Source organism: Streptomyces sp. NPDC052721 (assembly GCF_040678315.1).
GTDB lineage: Bacteria > Actinomycetota > Actinomycetes > Streptomycetales > Streptomycetaceae > Streptomyces.
This window is the reverse complement of sequence record NZ_JBFATL010000028.1, coordinates 46,658-66,752: the sequence shown is the minus strand read 5'-3', so window position 1 is coordinate 66,752 and position 20,095 is coordinate 46,658. Positions and strand designations below refer to the sequence as shown.

The window sequence follows — 20,095 nt, the reverse complement described above, 5'->3', positions numbered from 1 at the left end:
GATGGGTGCGGAGCATGATCGAGGCTGTCGGCCTGACCAAGCGCTACGGCGACAAGACCGCCGTGTACAACCTTTCCTTCCAGGTGCGGCCAGGAGCCGTGACCGGCTTCCTCGGGCCGAACGGCTCGGGCAAGTCCACGACGATGCGGATGATCCTCGGGCTGGACAACCCCACCTCCGGGTCGGTCACCATCGGCGGCTACCCGTACCGCAAGCTGCCCAACGCCCCCCGGCAGGTCGGCGCGCTGCTCGACGCCAAGGCCGTGCACGGCGGCCGGAGCGCCCGCAACCACCTGCTGAGCCTCGCCCAGCTGTCCGGCATCCCGGCCCGGCGGGTGGACGAGGTGCTCGGCGTCGTCGGCCTCCAGGACGTGGCCAAAAAGCGCTCCAAGGGCTTCTCGCTCGGCATGGGCCAGCGCCTCGGCATCGCCGCCGCGCTGCTCGGCGACCCGCAGGTGCTGCTCTTCGACGAGCCGGTCAACGGCCTCGACCCCGAGGGCATCCTCTGGGTCCGCAACCTGATGAAGGCCCTCGCCGCCGAGGGCCGTACGGTCTTCGTCTCCTCCCACCTGATGAGCGAGATGGCGCTGACCGCCGACCACCTCATCGTCATCGGGCGCGGACAGCTGCTCGCCGACATGAGCGTGAAGGACTTCATCTCGGCCAACTCGGCCGACTTCGCGCGCGTCCGCACGCCCGACACCGAGCCGCAGCTGCGCGAGAAGCTGACCTCCGCGCTCACCGAGGCGGGCGGGCACGTGCTCCCCGAGCAGGACGGCGCGCTCCGGGTCACCGGACTGCCGCTGCCCCGGATCAGCGACCTCGCGCACGAGTCGGGTGTCCGGCTGTGGGAGCTGTCCCCGCACCAGGCCTCGCTGGAGGAGGCGTACATGCGGATGACGCAGGGCGCCGTGGACTACCGCTCGACCATCGACCAGAAGGCGGGCCTCCAGCAGCCGCTGCCGCCCGGCGCGCAGCCGCCCATGCCGGTACCGGGCCAGGGCCAGCCCGGCTGGTACGCCCCGCCGCCGCCCCAGCAGGGCGGCCAGCCCTTCGCGATGCCTCCCGCGAGCCCGTACGGTGGCGCCCCGGCGGCCGGCTACGGCGCTCCGGGCACGGCACCGGGTTCGGCGCCCGGCGGGGCGGCGGGAGCGGCGGCAGGGGCCAACCCGTACGCCCAGCCGAGCGCCCCGGGGCAGCCGGCGGCGCCTGCCCAGCCGGCCGCGCAGGCCCCCTCCGCCGGCTCGGCGCCGCAGGGCCCGCCGCCCGCCCTGGCCAAGGCGACTCCGGCCGCCGCCCCGCAGGCCCCCGCCGCTCCGCCCGCCCCGCAGCAGGCGCCCGCGGCGGCTCCCCCGGCCCCCGCTCCCGCCTCCGCCCCCGCCGACCCGACCCAGCCCGAGGACGCCCGATGAGCACCCACCAGCCCCCGATGCCGCAGGCCCCGGCCGCCGCGCCCCATTGGCAGGCGGCGCCCGGCGGCCCGTACCCCGGCTACACCTCGCCCATCCCGGTCGTGCGCACCCACATCGGGCACGCGCTGGCCTCCGAGTGGACGAAGATCAGGTCGGTGCGCTCCACGATGTGGACGCTCGGCGTGTTCGTGCTGCTCGTCCTCGGCATCGGCCTGCTGGCGGGCGCGCTGGTCGAGGCCAACTCCGAGTCCGAGAGCCTGCGCGGCGAGAACCCGCTGTCGTTCGGCTTCTTCGGCCTGCTCCTCGGCAGCATCTGCATCATCACGCTCGGCGTGCTGACCACGGCGTCGGAGTACGGCACCGGCATGATCCGGACGACGATGACCGCGTGCCCCAGCCGGGCCCGGGTGCTCGCCGCCAAGTCGATCGTGTTCTTCGCCGTCGCCTTCGTCGTCACGCTGGCCACCTCCGGCTTCGTGGCCATGGTCCAGGCGTCCATGCTGGAGAACACCGGCGCCCGCACCCCGACCGGCGGTGACTGGTTCAAGGCCACCGTCGGCATCAGCCTCTACATCGCGCTGCTCGGCCTGCTCTCGCTGCTCATCGGCTCGGTCATCCGGCACTCGGCGGGCGCCATCACCATCATGATCGGCGTGCTCCTCGCGCCGCTGGTGCTCGCGCTGTTCATGGTGACGGAGTCGCTGGACAAGCTGCGCGAGTGGCTCTTCGAGTACTCGATCCCGAACCAGCTGAGCGTCTTCTACGCCAACTCCCTGACCGAGTCCGGCCCGTCCGGCTGGGACCCGCTGTGGATCATGACCGGCCTGACGGCGGCGGTGTACGCGGGCGCGTACGCGCTGCTCCAGAGCCGGGACGTGTAAGAGCCGGGACCTGTAGCCGTACGGCTCAGAACCTCGGCGCGTTACGGGACCGCTGCACCCGCGTGGTGCGGCGGTCCTTCGCGTTCCAGCAGGCCTTGTGCCAGTGGCGGCGATCGTCGACGCCCGCGTACTCCGGCCAGGCCACCACGTGCGGGACACCGGAGGGGATCAGCTGGTCGCAGCCCGGGCAACGGTAGGTCTTGCCCTCCGCGCCGGCCCCGGCGACATGGCGCACACTCCACTCCTCGCCCTGCCAGCTCTCCGTGGACTGCCAGCCGCCGTACCGGCCGGCGCGGTCGTCCTCGGCGCTCCGGCCCGACGATCCGGCTGCCTTGGGTCGGTTGCGACGCGGGGACACGGGACACCTCTCGGGGCTATACAGGAAGCACGGCTCCATCCAGCCTACGCGTCACGGAGACGGGTACGCGTCGGGTACGCGTACGGAACCAACCCGTACAAGTCCCCCTCCACGGCCAGCCATTCTGCAGACAATCCGCAAATCTCTTCGGCCCGGCCGTGTCCTGGGCACGTGTCAGACGGTTATGCCGGGTGGGGGAGCTCCGGTCGGAGCCAAGGAAGCAGGAAATGCGATGCACGTAGGAAGTTTTGTGCTGGCGGCCCAGTTCCCGGGCCAGGGCCCGGGGGAGGCCCTGCACCGGGCGGTCCGCTCGGCGGAGGTCGCCGAGCAGTCCGGGCTGGACGCGGTCTGGCTCGCCGAGCACCACTTCGTGCCCTACGGCACATGCCCGTCCGCGGTCACCCTGGCCGCGCTGCTGCTCGGCCGCACCCGTCGCGTCCGGGTCGGCACGGCCGTCAGCGTACTGCCCACGGCCCACCCGGTCGCCCTGGGCGAGCAGGCCGCGCTGCTGCATCTGACCAGTGGCGGGCGGTTCACGCTGGGCATCGGGCGCGGCGGCCCCTGGGTGGACCTGGAGGTGTTCGGCACGGGACTGGAGGCGTACGAACACGGGTTCCCGGAGTCGCTCGATCTGCTGCTGCGCTGGCTGAGCGAGCCGTCCGTGGCGGCCTCCGGAGAGCGGTTCTCCTTCCGCGAGGTGCCGGTCGTCCCCCGCCCGTCGGAGGCCCTGACGGACGCCCCGGGCCCCGAGGTCGTCCTCGCCTGCACCTCACCGGCGAGCGTACGGCTGGCCGCCGAGCGCGGGCTGCCCATGCTGCTCGGCATGCACGTCGGCGACGAGGAGAAGGCCGAGATGGTCGCCCTCTGGCGGCGCTGCGCCCGCGCGGCGGGCCGGCCGGCCGAGGAGATCGCGGGCGCCGCCCATGTCTCCGCCGGGGTCTGCCAGCTCGCCGACCGGCGCACGGACGCGGTGGAGACGCTGCTGAAGGCGATGCCCGGCTGGCTGCGGCAGGGTCTGGACGCCCATGTGACGGTGGACGGACGGGCGCGCGCGATGCGCGACCCGTACGCCTACACCGAACTGCTCTGCGGGCTGCATCCGGTGGGCACCCCGCGGCTCGCCGCCGACCGGCTCGCGGCGACGTCGGAGCGCACCGGCATCTCCCGCTTCGCCCTCCTGGTGGAGGGCTCGGGCGACCTCGCGGCCACGGAGGAGAACCTACGGCGTCTGGGCGCCGAGGTGCTGCCCCAGCTGCCCTGACCGGCCTCCCACGCGCAAGCCGCCTGGGGGGCTTGCCGCCCCGGTCCTCAATGCACCTCCCCCGCGGGTGGAGCGGCAAGCCGGTGGCTGTCCGTCTCGGCCGTACCGGATCCGCGCGTCAGCAGTCCCGGAGTTCCGGCGACTGGTTCAGCAACTGGCTGCGCACCGACGTGAAGCGGGCCAACGTCTCGTCCACCGAGGCGTCCAGCGGGAACACCGCCACGCGGTGGCAGTTCTGGAAGGCCAGCCGCACACCGAAGTGCCGCTGCAACGCGCCGCGTATCGCGTCACTCGCGAGCGCACGCAGCAGCTGACCGCGTGCCTGCTCGTCCGGCGGGGGCGTCTGGTTGTCGGCGAAGGGTCCGCCGTCCACCTTCAGCTGGGCCACCAGGGAGCTGATCATCTCCCATGCGTAGGGCAGGGAGGTCCGGACGCAGTCGACGAATGCTGCTTCGTCGACCTCGCCTCGCTCGGCCTGTTCGAGTAGGGCCGGTGAGACGTCGAGCGACATGGGTTCTCCTCTCGCACCCCCGAAGAGCAGGGGTTGCCGGACAGATAGGGGAGTTCGCGATTTCGAACACGCTCAGTACAGGGGCCGCGACCTCCCGTTCCTACGGTAGGCAACGGTAGGTGACCACACCAGCAGAACGCGTATATGAACCGATCCCGTTACGCCCACAATCGGCCAGGGATGAACAAGAGTTTCAAGGGACAAATGGGGCGATCCACTGGGAGCTGGGCGGACGGATCGCGAGCACCGGCGGGCGTCGAGTAGCGTTGCCGACCATGCGTCTCGTCATTGCCCGATGCTCGGTCGACTACGCCGGCCGGCTCACCGCCCACCTGCCCTCGGCCCCGCGACTGATCCTGGTCAAGGCGGACGGCAGCGTCTCCGTCCACGCCGACGACCGGGCCTACAAGCCGCTCAACTGGATGTCGCCGCCCTGCACGCTGAAGGAGGGCACGGGCGAGGACGAGGGCGTGTGGACCGTCGTCAACAAGGCGGGCGAGAAACTGATCATCACGATGGAGGAGATCCTCCACGACTCCTCGCACGAACTCGGTGTGGACCCGGGTCTGATCAAGGACGGCGTGGAAGCACACCTCCAGGAACTGCTCGCCGACCGCATCGAGACGCTGGGCGACGGATACACCCTCATCCGCCGCGAGTACATGACGGCGATCGGGCCCGTGGACATCCTGTGCCGGGACGCCGACGGCCGGACAGTGGCGGTCGAGATCAAGCGCCGGGGCGAGATCGACGGCGTGGAACAACTGACGCGCTACCTCGACCTGTTGAACCGCGACCCGCACCTGGCCCCGGTCCGCGGCATCTTCGCCGCCCAGGAGATCAAGCCCCAGGCCCGCGTCCTCGCCACCGACCGCGGCATCAACTGCCACATCCTGGACTACGACGCCCTACGCGGCATCGAGGACGACAAGCTCCGCCTGTTCTAGCGACGGGCTCCGCCTGTTCCAGCCCCGTTCTGCTGCCGCGCACCCCTAGGTCCTGTCTGGCAATTCACGTCTGCCGGGCGACGACGCGCATTGTCAGACAGGCCCTAGGCACCGTCGCGGCGGGAAAGCGTGCTGCCCGCTACGACGGTGCCGGAAGGTTGCGTCGTCACATCACCGTGCCGGTCGTCCCCGGTGCCGTTTCGGACGCCGATGCGCTGCTCGACGTCCCCCCGGCGGAGCCGTCCGTGCCGCCTGTCGTCGTGCCGCCGGTGTCGCCGCCCGTGGTGCCCCCGGTGGTGCCGTCCGTCGAGCCGCCGCTCGTCGTGCCGTCCGTGGTGCCGCCGGTGCCCCCGGTGGTGCCGCCCGTCGTGCCGGTCGAGCCTCCGGTTCCGCTCCCACCGGTGGGCGTACCACCGGTCGTCGAACCGCCCGTGCCGCCGCTCGTCGTGCCGCCGGTCGTCGAACCGCCCGTGGAGCCGCCGGTCGTACTGCCCGTCGTCCCACCGGTCGACCCACCGGTCGTGCCGCCTGTCGTACTGCCGCTCGACCCTCCCGGCTTCGGTGACGTGGACGGTGAGCCGGAAGAGGAGTGGGAACCGGAGGGCTTGACGCTCTCCGAGGGGCGGGACGGGGCGGCGGGCGGTGCCGGGTCGTCCGCCGTGCCGTACGTGCCGTCGGGCCCCGGTGACGTGGGCCGGCTGCTGGCCGAGCCGGTGTCGCCGGTGTCCGTCGGCCCCGTGCCGAGACCTCCGTCGCCGATGTCCTGGCCGGCGGACGGGTTGGCGTCGACCTTGCCGGCCGGGTTGCGGCCCGCGTCGTCGGAGGAGGTCATGCCGAGCGTGACGACCGTACCGAGCACGGCGGCGAGCAGCGCGCCGGAGCCGGCCGCCACCAGGTTGCGCCGGGCCAGGCGCCGGATGCCGCCCCGCGGCTGGGGCGCGGAGATCCGCTGGGTGACGGCGGTGTCGTACGGCGCCGGCGTCCGCTCCTCCTGCCGTACCTCCGCCGGCTCCTGCCCGGCGGGCGGCGCCGGCGGGAGTCCGGGCGCCTCGCCCGCGCGGTCGGCGAGCAGGGCCAGGGCGCGGCGGCCGGCGACCGTGCCCCGCTTGTCGGCGAGGGCGCCGCGGAGCCCGCTGGACGCCTCCAGTTCGGCGCGGGCCCGGTCGAGTTGGCCGGTGCAGAGTGCGAGGATGCCCAGCTCGTGGTGGAAATAGGCTTGTTCGGTCACCTCACCGGACAGCCGGGAGGCTTCCGCGCCGGACCGCAGGGCCCGTTCCCAGGCGCTCCAGTGGAGTCCGGCGGCGAATGCGGGCGCGGCCGTGCGGGCCAGGCGTACGGCGCTGCTCTCCTCGCCCTCGACGGGCGGGACCGTCCGCGGTACGACGGCGGCGAGCGCGGCCAGGACCGCGTCCGCTTCCGCGCACACCCGCTCGGGGGTGACGGAGGGGTGGCCGGCCCACCAGGCGTAGTGCTGGGCTGCGGTGTCGGCGTGGCCGGGGGCGTCGTCGGCGTACCCGGCGGCCTCCAGCTGGGTCTGCACGCCGGCCGCGAGGCGGTAGCGGGGGCCGGCCGGGGAGACCAGGCCGCAGCTCGCCAGCTCGCCGAGGGCGGCGTCCGCGTGGGTGTCGCCGACCAGCGCGGGCAGGTGCGCCTGGTGGGGGATCTCGCCGCCGAGGGCGACGGCGAAGCGGAGGGTGGCGCGGGCGGAGGCGCTGAGCCGGGAGGCGAGCAGCGGGGCGGGGCCCGCGGCCTCGCCGAGGGAGGGCAGCGGGACCTCGTCCTCCAGGTCCACGGGCTGGTCGGCGGGCCGGCGCACGTCCTCGAAGACGCCGTGCTCGTCGACCGCGCCGGTGGCGGCCCGCAGTTGGTCGCGCTGCCGGAGCAGGGCGCCGGCCTGGACGAACCGCAGGGGCAGCCCCTCGGACTCGAACCAGAGGTCGCCGGCCCAGTTGGCCTCCTCCTCGGTGAGCACCCGGCCGACGGTCCGCTCCAGGATCTCCACGCCGGCGGCGCGGTCGAGGCCGCCGAGGAAGACCTCCTCGACCTCCGACCCGGCGGAGGGGGCGGGCACGTCGGGGGTGGCGGCGAACAGGAACGCGCACTCGGGGGTGGCGTCGAGCAGTTCGTCCAGTGCGGTGCCGCCGAACTCCAGGTCGTCCAGGACGACGACCGCGCCGATCTCCTGGACGCAGGCGAGGAGTTCGTCCCGGTCGGGGCGGTGACGGGGGGCGTCGTAGACGGCGTGGAACAGGTCGTGCAGGAGGTCGCCGGCCGTGCGGTGGAAGCCGCTGAGGCGGACCACGCCGTCGGGGGCGAGGTCCAGGCAGTCCTCGGCGACCAGGTCGAGCAGGGCGGTGCGGCCGGAGCCGGCCGGGCCGGTGAGCCGGACCGAGCGGCCCCGGGCCAGGAGGCGGACCAGGCGTTCGCGTTCGTCCTGGCGTTCCAGCAGGGAGGGGGCGGGCTGGGCGGGGCCGGGCGGTACGGGCGGCAGGGCGGCGCGTTGCGTTTCGGCGCGCTCGGCGGCGGTGCGCTTGCGGGGCCTGCCGGGGAGTTCGGCCGGCGGGCAGGGCTCTATCTCGCTGCCGTCGACCGGATTGACGGTGAGTTGCAGGTCGCCGGTGACGAGCTGGGCCATGCGGGCGGGCACGGCCGGGCCCGCGGCGAAGTCGGAGGTGAGGGAGTCCCGGGGCGGGCGGCGGCTGTTCGCCTGGCCGTGCTCTTCGGAGCCCGGGTTGATCGGGTCGATCGGCTCGATCGGGTCCATGGGTTCAAGCCCCCCAAAAGCGTCGTGTGCCCGTGTTTGCGGCCCCTCCCGGCCTTGTCGCACACCGCGCTGTCGCTTCTGGTCCGGGCCCGCTCGGTCGAGGGTTGCGAGGCGGCGGGCGACCGCACCCTAAACCTTCGCCCAGTGTCTCCGACAGGGCGGGGTGCCGTGCGGTCCGAGACGTCACGGTCTTGTGAGGATTGCGTGCCTCACACCCGGGGCAGCGACTCCACCCCGATGCCGCCCTCGATGGCGAGGATGCGGTGCAGCCGCGTCGCCACCAGCAGACGCTGCATCTGCGGAGGGACGTCCCGCAGCACCAGACGGCGCCCGCAGCGGCCGGCCCGCCGGTGGGCACCCATGATCACCCCGAGTCCGGTGGCGTCCCAGGAGTCCAGTTCGGACAGGTCGAGCACCAGGTCGCCGACTCCGGTGTCGACGGCCGAGTGCAGGGCCGTACGGGCGTCCGCCGCGCTGCGGACGTCGAGGCGGCCCCCGACGACCAGCTCGGCGTGGTCGCCCCTGATGTACATATGCGCTCCCCGTTGAGTGCGGTTGGCGTACTCGGTGACGGTGCTGTGCAACGTCTGACTGTTCGGGTGGCGGTGCGGTTGCTGCTTGTAAGCGAACCGATACCGAATTCACCCCGGGGAGTGAATCGCCCGGGGTGGTTGTGCGTGATCGGGTTGACTCAGTACTTGTAAAAGCCCTGCCCGCTCTTGCGGCCGATGTCACCGGCATCCACCATCCGGCGCATCAGCTCCGGCGGGGCGAACTTCTCGTCCTGGGACTCGGTGTAGATGTTGCTCGTGGCGTGCAGCAGGATGTCCACGCCGGTGAGGTCGGCGGTGGCGAGCGGGCCCATGGCGTGGCCGAAGCCCAGCTTGCAGGCGAGGTCGATGTCCTCGGCCGTGGCGACGCCGGACTCGTAGAGCTTGGTCGCCTCGACCACGAGGGCCGAGATGAGCCGGGTGGTGACGAAGCCGGCGACGTCCCGGTTGACGACGATGCAGGTCTTGCCGACGGACTCGGCGAACTCCCGGGCGGTGGCGAGGGCTTCGTCGCTGGTCTTGTAGCCGCGGACCAGCTCGACGAGCTGCATCATCGGCACCGGCGAGAAGAAGTGCACGCCGACGACCCGTTCGGGGCGCTCGGTCGCCGCCGCGATCTTGGTGATCGGGATGGCGGAGGTGTTGGAGGCGAGCACGGTGTCCTCACGCACGAGCTTGTCGAGCGCGCGGAAGATCTCGTGCTTGACCTCCAGCTTCTCGAAGACGGCCTCCACCACGACGTCGGCGTCGGCGGCGGCGTCCAGGTCGGTGGTCGGGGTGATGCGCGCGAGGGCGGCCTCGGCGTCCCCTGCCGCCAGCTTCCCCTTGCCGACGAACTTGTCGTACGAGGCCTTGATACCGTCGGTGCCGCGCTTCAGCGCCTCCTCGGTGACGTCACGCAGGACGACGTCCCAGCCCGCCTGCGCGGCGACCTGGGCGATGCCGGAACCCATGAGACCGGCCCCGATGACGGCGAGCTTCCGTGCCACTCCGACTCCCTATGAACGCGGTGAAAGGTCTGCCTCTCGGCGGACCATAGCGCTCCGGCGCCGCTGTGTGACCGGTAAGTAACGCGCGTCACGTCCCATTTGACGGAGATCACACCGGCAGGGGTACGGGGCGGAGGAGGCGACTCCACGAGCCGGGCGGCCGGTGAGTGGGCGTCAACCCGTACCGGTACGGCACCACTCCTTCCGGCACCGCGGTCGCGTGCACGCCGATACGCTCTGCGTTCAGAGCGTCACACCGTGATCAGGAAGGGGGTGCCCCATGCCGATGCGCAGGGCGATCACCGGACGCAGTCAGGAGCCCCGCCGGCGTTACGCGGAGGAACTTCGCCTGCTCCGCACCTCCAGGGGGCTGAGCCTGCGGGAACTGGCCAGGACGGTCGGCTGGGACCCCTCGCTCTTCAGGAAGCTGGAGAGCGGGGAGACACTCGGCGGCCCCGAGGTGGCCGAGGCGCTGGACAAGTACTACGGCACGCCCGGACTGCTGCTGGCCATGTGGGAGATGGCCGTGGCCGACCCGACACAGTTCAAGGAGCAGTACCGGCGGTACATGACGCTGGAGGCGGAGGCGGTGAGCCTCTGGCACTTCGGAGTGAGCACCGTGCACGGTCTGCTCCAGACGGAGGCATACGCCCGTGAGCTGCTCGTCCTTGGCGGCTACGAGGGCAAAGAGCTGGAACAGCAGGTCACCGCGCGTGCCGGGCGACGGATGGTACTGGAGGGAGAGGGCGCCCCACCGTTCCGCGCCATCATGGCCGAGTCAGTGCTGCGCACGGGCTTGCCCGACGCCAGGGCGTGGAGGGAGCAGTTGGACCACCTCCTGGACGTGTCGGAGCACCGGAACATCACCCTCCAGGTACTGCCGGACAGTTCGGGCCCGCACGGCCTCGTGAGCACCGACGTCATGTTCCTGCGACTGACGAGCGGCACCCCCGTGGCGTACCTGGAAAACGCGTACCATGGCGAACTGGTTGAGGAAAATGCCGCAGTTGAGCGGCTGCAACGTGCGTACGATGCGATGCGCGACCAAGCGCTGACCCCTGACCAGTCGCGCAAGTTCATCCTGCGGATGTTGGAGGAAGTGCCGTGCGAGCCATCGACATGACCGGCGTGACGTGGCGCAAGAGCAGCTACAGCAACCCCGACGGCGGCGAGTGCCTCGAAGTCTCCGACGACCTCTACCTCGCCGCCCGCGTGCCTGCCGGCGCCATGACCGGCGTGACCTGGCGCAAGAGCAGCTACAGCAACCCCGACGGCGGCGCCTGCCTTGAAGTCTCCGACAGCCTCTCGCCCGCCGTGCCCGTCCGCGACAGCAAGGCCCCCGACGGTCCCGCCCTCCTCTTCGCGGCCGGGCCCTGGTCGTCGTTCGTCGCCGCCGTGCGGACGGGGGCGCTCCGCTAGGTCCTGTCGTCAAACTCCCGTCGTCCGCCCGGAGGGCGGGCCGCGCGGCAGACGGGAGTTTGACGACAGGGCCTAGGGCTCGCCCCGGACGGCGTAGCCGAGGACCTTCTCGCTCAGCAGGTCCTCGATGTCGTCCAGCAGGACCAGTACCTCTCGTGACACCTCGGCCGGTCTGCGCCCCGCGAGCATCGCGCGGCCGATGGTGGCGAAGACGGACTGGTGGATCCAGCAGATCTGACCGGCCATCAGGTCCGGCAGGGGGTCGTCGGCGGTGGCGCCGGTCTCCTCGCGCAGAGCCGCCTCCAGGGAGTCGTGGATCTCCTGCTGGAGACTCCACAGCCGGGAGCGCAGCGGCGGGGCCTCGTGGATGACGCGCACGAAGCGGTCGTATCCCTCCATCAGGCCGACCCGGGGTGAGACGGCCTCGACCTCGCCGCGCAGTTCGCGCAGGACGGCGCGCGCGGCGGACTCCCCGGCGTCCCGGCCCCGGACCCAGCGGGCGAGCCGCTCGGCCACGCCGGCGGAGCGGTCGAAGAAGAGGTCTTCCTTGGCGGGGAAGTAGTTGTAGACCGTGTTGACGGAGACGTTGGCGGCCTCGGCGATCTCCGCGACGGTCACCGCCTCGAAGCCGCGCTCCAGGAACAGCCCCGTGGCGACATCCGAGATGTACTGCCGGGTCTGCCGTTTCTTCCGCTCCCTGAGCCCCTCTGCCATGCCCGCATCCTAACTTCGCTGGGTGCGCTGAAAACTTGGGGTCATTGCAAAATTTCAGGGACTCTGTTTTTCTGAGGGCATGGCAGCAGTCATCAGCACGGCGGGCCTGGCCCGCACCTTCCAGACGAAAGCCGGCCCCGTCGACGCCGTCCGCGGCATCGACCTCACCGTCCGCGAGGGCGAGATCCTCGGCTTCCTCGGCCCCAACGGCGCGGGCAAGAGCACCACCCTGCGGATGCTCACCACCCTGCTGAAGCCGACCGGCGGCGCGGCCACCGTCGCCGGCCACGACCTCGCGACCGATCCGGCGGGGGTGCGCCGGGTGAGCGGCTACGTCGCCCAGTCCGGCGGGGTCGATCCGCAGATCACCGTGCGGGAGGAACTGGTCACCCAGGGCCGGATGTACCGCCTGCCGAAGGCGGAGGCGGTCGCCCGCGCCGGGGAACTGGCCGCGGACCTGGACCTCACCGACCTCCTGGACCGGAAGACCGGCGCGCTCTCCGGCGGTCAGCGGCGCCGCCTGGACATCGCGATGGCGCTCACCCACCGCCCGAAGGTGCTCTTCCTGGACGAGCCGACGACCGGCCTGGACCCCGGAAGCCGCGCCGACCTGTGGGACCTGGTCCGCCGGCTGCGCGACACGCACGGTACGACCGTCTTCCTGACCACCCACTACCTGGACGAGGCCGACGCCCTCGCCGACCGTCTGGTCATCATCGACCGGGGCACGGTCGCCGCCGAGGGCACCCCGAGCGCGCTCAAGCTCCGCCACGGCGGCTCGCTCGACGCCACCCTCCAGGACACCTTCCTCGCCGTCACCGGCCGCGGGCCCTCCCCGGCCGACACCGCCCCGCTAGCCGTTTAGGACCGGACATGCTTCTCCACGACACGGCCCTCGTCTACGGCCGCTATCTCCGTCAGTCCCTGCGCTCCCGCTTCGCCCTGCTCTTCGGCGTGCTGACGCCCCTGCTGTACCTGCTCTTCTTCGGCCCGCTGCTCACCGGTCTGCCCCTGGGCGGACAGGGCAGCTCCTGGCAGGTGCTGGTCCCCGGCCTGCTGCTCCAGCTCGGCCTGTTCGGCGCCCTGTTCGCCGGGTTCACGGTCATCGTCGAGAAGGGACAGGGGGTGGTGGAGCGGATGCGGGTGACGCCGGTCAGCCGGCTCGCCCTGCTGCTCGGCAGGGTGCTGCGGGACGCCACGGTGTTCGTATTCCAGGCGGTGCTGCTGGTGCTGGCCGCGCTGGTGATGGGCCTGCGCGCGCCACTGGCCGGCGTTCTGATCGGCTTCGCGTTCGTCGCCCTGCTCACGCTCTCGCTCGCTTCGCTGTCGTACGCGCTCGGCATGAAGGTCCGCACCCCGCAGGAGTTCGGCCCGCTGATCAACATGGTGTCGATGCCGTCGATGCTGCTGTCCGGCCTGATGCTCCCGATGACCCTCGCGCCCGCCTGGCTGGACCTGCTGTCGCACTTCGTCCCGTTCCGCTATCTGGTGGACGCCGTCCGGGACGCGTACGTCGGCGAGTACACGAGCGCGCACATGCTCTACGGCGTCCTGGTCGCCGTCGGCTTCGCCGTCCTGGCCGTGACGGCGGGCACACGGGTGTTCCGGACGGCCGGGGCGTAACTACGCTGGCCACATGGTCAACCTGACGCGCATCTACACGAGGACCGGCGACCGGGGCACCACCAGCCTCGGCGACATGAGCCGGGTGCCCAAGACGGACCTGAGGATCTCCGCCTACGCGGACGCCAACGAGGCCAACGCGGTGATCGGCACCGCCGTCGCGCTGGGCGGCCTGGACGAGGAGATCGTCGCGGTCCTCACCCGCGTCCAGAACGACCTGTTCGACGTAGGCGCGGACCTGTCCACGCCGGTGGTGGAGAACCCGGAGTTCCCGCCGCTGAGGGTGGAGCAGTTCTACATCGACCGGCTGGAGGCGGACTGCGACCGCTTCAACGAACGGCTGGAGAAGCTGCGCTCCTTCATCCTGCCGGGCGGCACCCCGGGCGCCGCCCTGCTGCACCAGGCGTGCACGGTCGTACGCCGCGCCGAGCGCTCCACCTGGGCGGCCCTGGAGGTGCACGGCGAGACGATGAACCCGCTCACCGCCACCTACCTGAACCGCCTCTCCGACCTGCTGTTCATCCTGGCCCGCAGCGCCAACCGGGAGACCGGCGACGTGCTGTGGGTGCCGGGCGGGGAGCGCTAGGCCCGCCGGTCTAGTCGCCGGTCCGGCCGTCGATCAGCTCGCGCAGGATGTCGATGTGGCCGTTGTGGCGGGCCGTCTCCTCGATGAGGTGGAGCAGGATCCAGCGCAGGTCCACCGCGCTGCCGTCCTTCCGCTTCGTCCGCGCCTTGGTGTCCAGGTCGTGCGCGGCGACCAGTTCGTCGTGCCGGGCGGCCTCCTCGGCGTACTCGTCGAGCAGCCGGGACAGCGGGATGTCGACGGCGATCCGCATCTCGCGGTCGGGGTCCTCGTCGGTCCAGGGGCCCTCGTCCGGCTCCCCCAGGAAGACGACGCGGAACCAGTAGTACTCGACCCAGCGCAGATGGCTGAGCAGCCCGCTCAGGGTCATCAGCGGCGAGCCGGGGAGGATCGCCTTCACGGCGTCCTCGTCGGAGAGTCCCTCGCACTTGGCCCGCGCGGTGGCGCGGACGTAGGAGAGGAAGGTGGTCAGCTGGGTGCGTTCGTCCCAGGCGGGAGGCGTGTCGGTGCGTGTCATCGCGGCGATGATGTCCCGGCGCCCGCCTCGGTGTCGACAGACTTTTCGGCAGCCCCGCCCTCCCGCTTCCGCTTCGGGAAGAGCGTGTAGCTCGCGGCGACGACCACGTTGACGCCGATCACCCACAGCATGCGCTGCTGCCAGGCCCGCAGCGGGCCGGTGTCCCCGGAATCGCCGACGTACCAGACCGCGCCCTGGAGCAGGGCGAGGGCGACGGCCGAGGCCAGGATCCAGCGGGCCGCGACCTTCCACTCGTGGACGGCGCGGGCCGTGCCGTACTTCGGCGGCCTCACCGGGGGCGGGCCGCCGGCGAAGCGGTGGGCCACCCGGGCGTCCGCCCACCTGATGGTGGAGTGGCCGAGGCCGGCCGTGAAGCCGATGTAGACCGCGGCGAGGCCGTGCCGCCAGTCCGGTTCGGCGCCGTTCTTCAGGTCGATCGCGGTGACGGCGAAGAGCACGGTCTCCAGGAGCGGCTCGCACAGCAACAGGGCCAGGCCGGTGCGCGGCATCCGGAACACGTACCGGAAGGCCAGCCCGGCCGCCAGCAGTACCCAGAACGCCACCTCGCAGGCGATGATCAGTCCGACGATCACGGTTCGCTCCCCTCGTCCACCCTTCCAGGCTCCCGGGCCGGACCGCCGGTTTCGTCGTCGGCGCAGAGGAGACCGCCGTAAGCGAAAGTCGCACTCGGGGACCCTCCCCCGGAAGCAGGCGGCCCGCCCCCGAGCCGTGTTGGATGGGGGCATGCCCCTCCCGCTCCCCCGCCCGCACCGCGACGACCTGCGCATCGCCGTGGGCGGGCTGCTCGGCGGGGTGCTGCTGTGGGCACTGGGGATCCATCCCCGTCTGGCGTCCGACAGCCTGGTGCTGTGGCACGCGCCGTGGGCGCCGCTGGTGCCGCTGGCGGTGACCTCCGCGTGCGAGCCGCTGCGCCGGATCCGGCCGCGCGCCGGCCTGCTGATCGGCACGGCCGCGCTGACCGTGGACACGGTGACCCTCGGCAGCATCGTCACGGTCGTGCTGTACACCGACCTGGTGTACGCGGCCGTCCTGTACGGCACCCCGGCCTCCGCCCGCCGCATCCCGTGGATCACCGGGATGCTGACGGTCGTCGGCGGGATCGTCCCGGCGGCGCTGTGGCGGGATCCGCAGGGCCTGCTGATCGGTGTGGGTGTCGGGGTGGTGGCGCTGGCCCCGGCCGCCACCGGCGCCCTGGTGCGCAACCACCGGGACGCCGCCGAGGCGGCCCGGCTGCGCGCGGAACAGACCGCGCTGCTGGCCGAGATGGACCGCGTCCAGGCGGTCACCGCCGAACGGGCCCGGATGGCGCGGGAGTTGCACGACATGGTCGCCAACCATCTGTCGGCCATCGCCATCCACTCCACGGCGGCGCTCTCCCTCGACGACCCGAAGACCTCCTGGGACGCGCTGGCCGTCATCCGGGAGAACAGCGTGGAGGGGCTGGCCGAGATGCGCCGGCTGATCGGCCTCCTGCGGGACAGCGCCGGGGACCGGGAGCCCGCCGCGTCCCCCACGCTGGACGGGCTCGGCGCCCTGGTCGAGCGGGCTCGGGCGGGCGGTCTGGACGTCACGCTCGACGCCGGCCACGGCAAGGTGCCGGCGCCCGTGGAACTGGCCGCGTACCGGATCGTGCAGGAGTCGCTGACCAACGCCCTGAAGCACGCGGCGAAGGGGCGCGTCCGGGTCTCGCTGCGGCAGCGGGACGGGAGGCTGGACATCCGGGTGACCAGCCCGTACCGGCCGGGCGACGGCCCGCGCGCACCCGGCTCCGGTTCCGGCCTCACCGGGATGCGGGAGCGGGCCGCGCTGCTCGGCGGCACGTTCGAGGCCGGACCGCGAGGCGCCCTGTGGGCCGTACGCGCCACGCTTCCGCTCACCGAAGGAGACCCCGCATGATCCGTGTCCTGGTCGCCGAGGACCAGTCCGCCGTCCGCGCCGGGCTGGTCCTGATCCTGCGCAGCGCGCCGGACATCGAGGTGGTCGGTGAGGCGGCGGACGGCGAGCAGGCGGTCGGGCTGGCCCGGAGCCTACGGCCGGATCTCGTCCTGATGGACGTGCAGATGCCCCGCCTCGACGGGGTGTCCGCGACCCGGCGGATCGTCGCCGAGCGGCTCGCGGACGTGCTCGTGCTGACCACGTTCGACCTCGACGAGTATGTGTTCGGTGCGCTGCGGGCGGGTGCGGCCGGGTTCCTGCTGAAGAACACCGAGGCGCGGGAACTGCTGGAAGCGGTGCGGACGGTGGCGCGCGGGGAGGGGATCGTCGCGCCGGCCGTGACCCGGCGGCTGATCGCGGAGTTCGCCGCGGCTCCGGCGCGGGAGGCGGAGGCCGACCCGGCCGTGCTGGACGGTCTCACCCGGCGGGAGCGGGAGGTGCTGGGCTGTATCGGAGAGGGCCTGTCGAACGCGGAGATCGCGGCCCGGCTGGACATGGCGGAGGGCACGGTGAAGACGCACGTCAGCCGGGTGCTGGCCAAGCTGGAGCTGCGCAGCCGGGTGCAAGCGGCGGTTCTCGCCCGGGAGTTGGGGGTCTAGCGCACCCCGCCGCCCAGGAATGGTCCAGACCTATTGACGGGTGGTCCAGACCTTTCTACCCTCGCAGCACCGTGGGCGTGAAGGCTCAGTCATGCCCCTGACACCCCCGACGACGAGGGAGGCGCAGCATGCGCTTCAGACACAGAGCCGCGGCAGGGTTCGCGACCCTGTTGCTCCCCCTGGCCGGCCTGGTCGGACTCGCGAGCCCCGCCCAGGCGGCGGCGAACGCGACGGCCAGTTTCACCAAGACGAGCGACTGGGGCACCGGCTTCGGTGGTCAGTGGACCATCAAGAACACCGGTACCAGCAGCATCAGTTCCTGGACCGTCGAATGGGACTTCCCCTCCGGCACGTCCGTCACCTCCGCCTGGGACGCGGACGTCACCAGCTCCGGCACCCACTGGACCGCGAAGAACAAGTCCTACAACGGCACCCTCGCCCCGGGCGCCTCCGTCTCCTTCGGCTTCAACGGCGCGGGCTCCGGCTCCCCGTCCAACTGCAAGCTCAACGGCGACAGTTGCGATGGTACGACCGTCCCCGGCGACGCGGCCCCCTCCGCCCCCGGCACCCCGACCGCCTCCTCCGTCACCGACACCTCGGTGAAGCTCTCCTGGAGCGCGGCCACCGACGACAAGGGCATCAAGAACTACGACGTCCTGCGCGACGGCACCAAGGTCGCCACGGTCACCACCACGTCGTACACCGACACCGGCCTGACCGCCGGCACCGACTACTCCTACACCGTGCGGGCCCGCGACACCGCCGACCAGACCGGCCCGGTCAGCGGCGCGGTCAAGGTGCACACCACCGGCGGCGGCACCACTCCCCCGCCCACCGGCGACAAGGTCAAGCTCGGCTACTTCACCGAGTGGGGCATCTACGGCCGCAACTACAACGTCAAGAACCTGGTGACGTCCGGCTCCGCGGCCAAGATCACGCACATCAACTACGCCTTCGGCAACGTCACCGGCGGCAAGTGCGCGATCGGCGACTCCTACGCCGACTACGACAAGGCCTTCACCGCCGACCAGTCGGTCAGCGGCGTCGCCGACACCTGGGACCAGCCGCTGCGCGGCAACTTCAACCAGCTGCGCCAGCTGAAGGCCAAGTACCCGAACATCAAGGTGCTGTGGTCCTTCGGCGGCTGGACCTGGTCCGGCGGCTTCGGCGAGGCCGCGAAGAACCCGGCCGCCTTCGCCCAGTCCTGCTACGACCTGGTCGAGGACCCGCGCTGGGCCGACGTCTTCGACGGCATCGACATCGACTGGGAGTACCCCAACGCCTGCGGTCTGTCCTGTGACACCAGCGGGGCCGCGGCCTTCAAGAACCTGATGTCCGCGCTGCGCGCCAAGTTCGGCTCGAACAACCTCGTCACCGCGGCCACCACCGCCGACGGCTCGGCCGGCGGCAAGATCGAGGCCGCGGACTACGCGGGCGCCGCCCAGTACGTCGACTGGTACAACGTGATGACGTACGACTTCTTCGGCGCCTGGGACGCCAAGGGGCCGACCGCCCCGCACTCCCCGCTCACCTCGTACGACGGCATCCCGAAGGCGGGCTTCACCACCGCCGACGCGATGGCCAAGTTCAAGGCGATCGGCGTGCCCGCGAAGAAGCTGCTCATCGGCATCGGCTTCTACGGCCGCGGCTGGACCGGCGTCACCCAGGACGCCCCGGGCGGCACGGCCACCGGCCCGGCGACCGGCACCTACGAGCAGGGCATCGAGGACTACAAGGTCCTCAAGACGTCCTGCCCGGCCACCGGCACCGTCGCCGGCACCGCGTACGCGCACTGCGGCAGCAACTGGTGGTCGTACGACACCCCCGCCACCATCAAGTCGAAGATGGCCTGGGCCAACGGCCAGGGCCTCGGCGGCGCCTTCTTCTGGGAGTTCAGCGGCGACACCAGCGACGGTGAGCTGGTGAGCGCCATCAGCGGCGGTCTGGGCTGACGCCCCGCCCACCGGAGAGGCAGGCAGGCCGTGTCCTGCCTGCCTCTCCGGCTCCGCGCCCGGCGGGTCAGATGCCGGGCGCGGGCACCCGTGTGTACGTCAGGCCGTTGCTCGTACCCGCGGGTGTGGTCACCGTGACGGCGAGCGGCCCGGCGGAGCCCACGGGAGCGACGGCGGTGATCTGCGTCGGGGAAACCACGGTGAAGGACGCGGTCGTGGTGCCGAACCGGACACTGGTGGTGGTCGCCAGGCCGGTGCCGGTCAGCGTGACGACCGTGGCGGAACCCGCCGGTCCCTGATTGGGCGAGAGGGACGTCAGCACCGGGGCGTCGAGGAAGACGTAGCCGAGGGGGCCGCTGACGCCGCCGGGTGTGGTCACCGTGACGTCCGTGGTGCCGGGCGCGTGACTGGGCGTCACCGCGGTGATGTGGGTGGCGGAGTTGACGGTGAACGAGGCCGCCGGCGTCCCGCCGAACGACACCGCCGTCGTACCGAGGAGGTCGTTGCCGGTGACGGTGACCGTGGTGCCGCCCGCCGTGGGCCCGGAGGCAGGGGCGAGGGCGGTCAGCGACGGCTGGGCGGCGTAGTAGAAGAACGCGTTGGGATCGTTGGAGTTGCTGGTGCCACTGGGGGTGGTGACCGTGACCGCCGCGGCCCCGGCCACGTGGGCCGGACTGACCGCCGTGATCTGCGTACCGCTGTTGACGGTGAAGGACGCCGCCGCCACCCCACCGAACGACACCCCCGTCGCCCCCGACAAATTCGCACCCGTCAACGTCACCGCCGTACCACCCGACACCGGACCCTGACTCGGCGAAACAGACGACACCGACGGCACAGCCACATAAGTGAACGTCACCGCATTACTCGTACCACCGGGCGTGCTCACCGTGACCGCCACCGACCCCGCCGCATGAGCCGGACTCACCGCCGTGACCTGCGTACCACTGTCAACCGTGAACGACGCCGCCGCCACCCCACCGAACGACACCCCCGTCGCCCCCGACAAATTCGCACCCGTCAACGTCACCGCCGTACCACCCGACACCGGACCCTGA

The 20,095-nt window shown here is 71.9% G+C and carries 21 protein-coding genes; 12 read left to right on the top strand and 9 right to left on the bottom strand.

Annotated features, from left to right (window positions below; genetic code table 11):
* Window positions 1-14: 14 nt before the first annotated feature.
* Window positions 15-1,412 (top strand): ATP-binding cassette domain-containing protein, encoded by a 1,398-nt coding sequence (locus AB0L21_RS25200; protein ID WP_365786502.1) that lies wholly within the window; start codon window positions 15-17, stop codon window positions 1,410-1,412.
* A complete protein-coding gene (locus tag AB0L21_RS25195) occupies window positions 1,409-2,293 on the top strand; it encodes an ABC transporter permease (protein ID WP_365700591.1) in 885 nt (294 codons plus the stop codon). The genes AB0L21_RS25200 and AB0L21_RS25195 overlap by 4 nt, the downstream gene beginning before the upstream one ends.
* 25 nt (window positions 2,294-2,318) lie before the next feature.
* On the opposite strand, the gene AB0L21_RS25190 is transcribed toward AB0L21_RS25195, so the two are convergent.
* Complete coding sequence (locus AB0L21_RS25190; protein WP_365786500.1) at window positions 2,319-2,651, bottom strand: ATP/GTP-binding protein; 333 nt, start codon at window positions 2,649-2,651, stop codon at window positions 2,319-2,321.
* Window positions 2,652-2,883: 232 nt separating this feature from the next.
* Between AB0L21_RS25190 and AB0L21_RS25185 the strand changes: the two genes are divergently transcribed.
* The gene (locus tag AB0L21_RS25185; protein WP_365700587.1) at window positions 2,884-3,912 is read left to right on the top strand and encodes an LLM class flavin-dependent oxidoreductase; all 1,029 of its coding nucleotides are present in this window, start codon (window positions 2,884-2,886) and stop codon (window positions 3,910-3,912) included.
* 118 nt (window positions 3,913-4,030) lie between these two features.
* On the opposite strand, the gene AB0L21_RS25180 is transcribed toward AB0L21_RS25185, so the two are convergent.
* Window positions 4,031-4,423 (bottom strand): SCO5389 family protein, encoded by a 393-nt coding sequence (locus AB0L21_RS25180; RefSeq protein ID WP_030656147.1) that lies wholly within the window; start codon window positions 4,421-4,423, stop codon window positions 4,031-4,033.
* 275 nt (window positions 4,424-4,698) lie between these two features.
* Here AB0L21_RS25180 and nucS point away from each other — a divergent pair, with 275 nt between their 5' ends.
* On the top strand, window positions 4,699-5,370 hold the full coding sequence (gene nucS, locus AB0L21_RS25175; protein WP_365700585.1) for an endonuclease NucS: 672 nt from the start codon (window positions 4,699-4,701) through the stop codon (window positions 5,368-5,370).
* Window positions 5,371-5,536: 166 nt separating this feature from the next.
* Here nucS and AB0L21_RS25170 read toward each other — a convergent pair whose 3' ends face one another.
* The 3 genes from AB0L21_RS25170 to AB0L21_RS25160 all read right to left on the bottom strand — a co-directional run bounded on the left by AB0L21_RS25170 (window position 5,537) and on the right by AB0L21_RS25160 (window position 9,674).
* Window positions 5,537-8,134: an ATP-binding protein gene (locus AB0L21_RS25170; RefSeq protein ID WP_365786498.1), complete on the bottom strand. Its 2,598-nt coding sequence runs from the start codon at window positions 8,132-8,134 to the stop codon at window positions 5,537-5,539.
* Between the two features lie 209 nt (window positions 8,135-8,343).
* A complete protein-coding gene (locus AB0L21_RS25165; protein WP_365700581.1) occupies window positions 8,344-8,667 on the bottom strand; it encodes an STAS domain-containing protein in 324 nt (107 codons plus the stop codon).
* A gap of 158 nt (window positions 8,668-8,825) precedes the next feature.
* The gene (locus AB0L21_RS25160) at window positions 8,826-9,674 is read right to left on the bottom strand and encodes a 3-hydroxyacyl-CoA dehydrogenase family protein (protein WP_365700580.1); all 849 of its coding nucleotides are present in this window, start codon (window positions 9,672-9,674) and stop codon (window positions 8,826-8,828) included.
* Between the two features lie 280 nt (window positions 9,675-9,954).
* Here AB0L21_RS25160 and AB0L21_RS25155 point away from each other — a divergent pair, with 280 nt between their 5' ends.
* The gene (locus AB0L21_RS25155) at window positions 9,955-10,797 is read left to right on the top strand and encodes a helix-turn-helix transcriptional regulator (RefSeq protein ID WP_365700579.1); all 843 of its coding nucleotides are present in this window, start codon (window positions 9,955-9,957) and stop codon (window positions 10,795-10,797) included.
* Entirely contained in the window at window positions 10,779-11,093 is a 315-nt protein-coding gene (locus AB0L21_RS25150; protein WP_365786496.1) for a DUF397 domain-containing protein, read from the top strand. The genes AB0L21_RS25155 and AB0L21_RS25150 overlap by 19 nt, the downstream gene beginning before the upstream one ends.
* A 72-nt stretch (window positions 11,094-11,165) precedes the next feature.
* Here the strand turns inward: AB0L21_RS25150 and AB0L21_RS25145 are convergent, their stop codons facing one another.
* Window positions 11,166-11,807, bottom strand: a complete 642-nt coding sequence (locus tag AB0L21_RS25145) for a TetR/AcrR family transcriptional regulator (RefSeq protein ID WP_365700575.1) — start codon at window positions 11,805-11,807, stop codon at window positions 11,166-11,168.
* 79 nt (window positions 11,808-11,886) lie between these two features.
* On the opposite strand from AB0L21_RS25145, the gene AB0L21_RS25140 reads away from it, so the two are divergent.
* From AB0L21_RS25140 to AB0L21_RS25130, 3 genes are read left to right on the top strand one after another with little or no spacing between them, the layout of a single operon-like run.
* The gene (locus AB0L21_RS25140) at window positions 11,887-12,672 is read left to right on the top strand and encodes an ATP-binding cassette domain-containing protein (protein ID WP_365786495.1); all 786 of its coding nucleotides are present in this window, start codon (window positions 11,887-11,889) and stop codon (window positions 12,670-12,672) included.
* Between the two features lie 8 nt (window positions 12,673-12,680).
* Window positions 12,681-13,430 (top strand): ABC transporter permease, encoded by a 750-nt coding sequence (locus AB0L21_RS25135; RefSeq protein ID WP_365786493.1) that lies wholly within the window; start codon window positions 12,681-12,683, stop codon window positions 13,428-13,430.
* 13 nt (window positions 13,431-13,443) lie between these two features.
* The gene (locus AB0L21_RS25130; RefSeq protein ID WP_365700569.1) at window positions 13,444-14,016 is read left to right on the top strand and encodes a cob(I)yrinic acid a,c-diamide adenosyltransferase; all 573 of its coding nucleotides are present in this window, start codon (window positions 13,444-13,446) and stop codon (window positions 14,014-14,016) included.
* Between the two features lie 10 nt (window positions 14,017-14,026).
* Here AB0L21_RS25130 and AB0L21_RS25125 read toward each other — a convergent pair whose 3' ends face one another.
* Complete coding sequence (locus tag AB0L21_RS25125; RefSeq protein ID WP_365700567.1) at window positions 14,027-14,530, bottom strand: DinB family protein; 504 nt, start codon at window positions 14,528-14,530, stop codon at window positions 14,027-14,029.
* Window positions 14,527-15,123, bottom strand: coding sequence for a hypothetical protein (locus AB0L21_RS25120; protein WP_365700565.1), 597 nt, complete (start codon window positions 15,121-15,123; stop codon window positions 14,527-14,529). The genes AB0L21_RS25125 and AB0L21_RS25120 overlap by 4 nt, the downstream gene beginning before the upstream one ends.
* 151 nt (window positions 15,124-15,274) lie before the next feature.
* On the opposite strand from AB0L21_RS25120, the gene AB0L21_RS25115 reads away from it, so the two are divergent.
* The 3 genes from AB0L21_RS25115 to AB0L21_RS25105 all read left to right on the top strand — a co-directional run bounded on the left by AB0L21_RS25115 (window position 15,275) and on the right by AB0L21_RS25105 (window position 19,037).
* Complete coding sequence (locus AB0L21_RS25115; RefSeq protein ID WP_365786491.1) at window positions 15,275-16,447, top strand: histidine kinase; 1,173 nt, start codon at window positions 15,275-15,277, stop codon at window positions 16,445-16,447.
* Window positions 16,444-17,085 (top strand): response regulator transcription factor, encoded by a 642-nt coding sequence (locus AB0L21_RS25110; protein ID WP_365786489.1) that lies wholly within the window; start codon window positions 16,444-16,446, stop codon window positions 17,083-17,085. Before AB0L21_RS25115 ends, AB0L21_RS25110 begins: the two co-directional genes overlap by 4 nt.
* A gap of 128 nt (window positions 17,086-17,213) precedes the next feature.
* The gene (locus tag AB0L21_RS25105; protein WP_365700561.1) at window positions 17,214-19,037 is read left to right on the top strand and encodes a glycoside hydrolase family 18 chitinase; all 1,824 of its coding nucleotides are present in this window, start codon (window positions 17,214-17,216) and stop codon (window positions 19,035-19,037) included.
* Between the two features lie 67 nt (window positions 19,038-19,104).
* Here AB0L21_RS25105 and AB0L21_RS25100 read toward each other — a convergent pair whose 3' ends face one another.
* A complete protein-coding gene (locus tag AB0L21_RS25100; protein ID WP_365786551.1) occupies window positions 19,105-20,067 on the bottom strand; it encodes an IPT/TIG domain-containing protein in 963 nt (320 codons plus the stop codon).
* Window positions 20,068-20,095 lie beyond the last annotated feature (28 nt).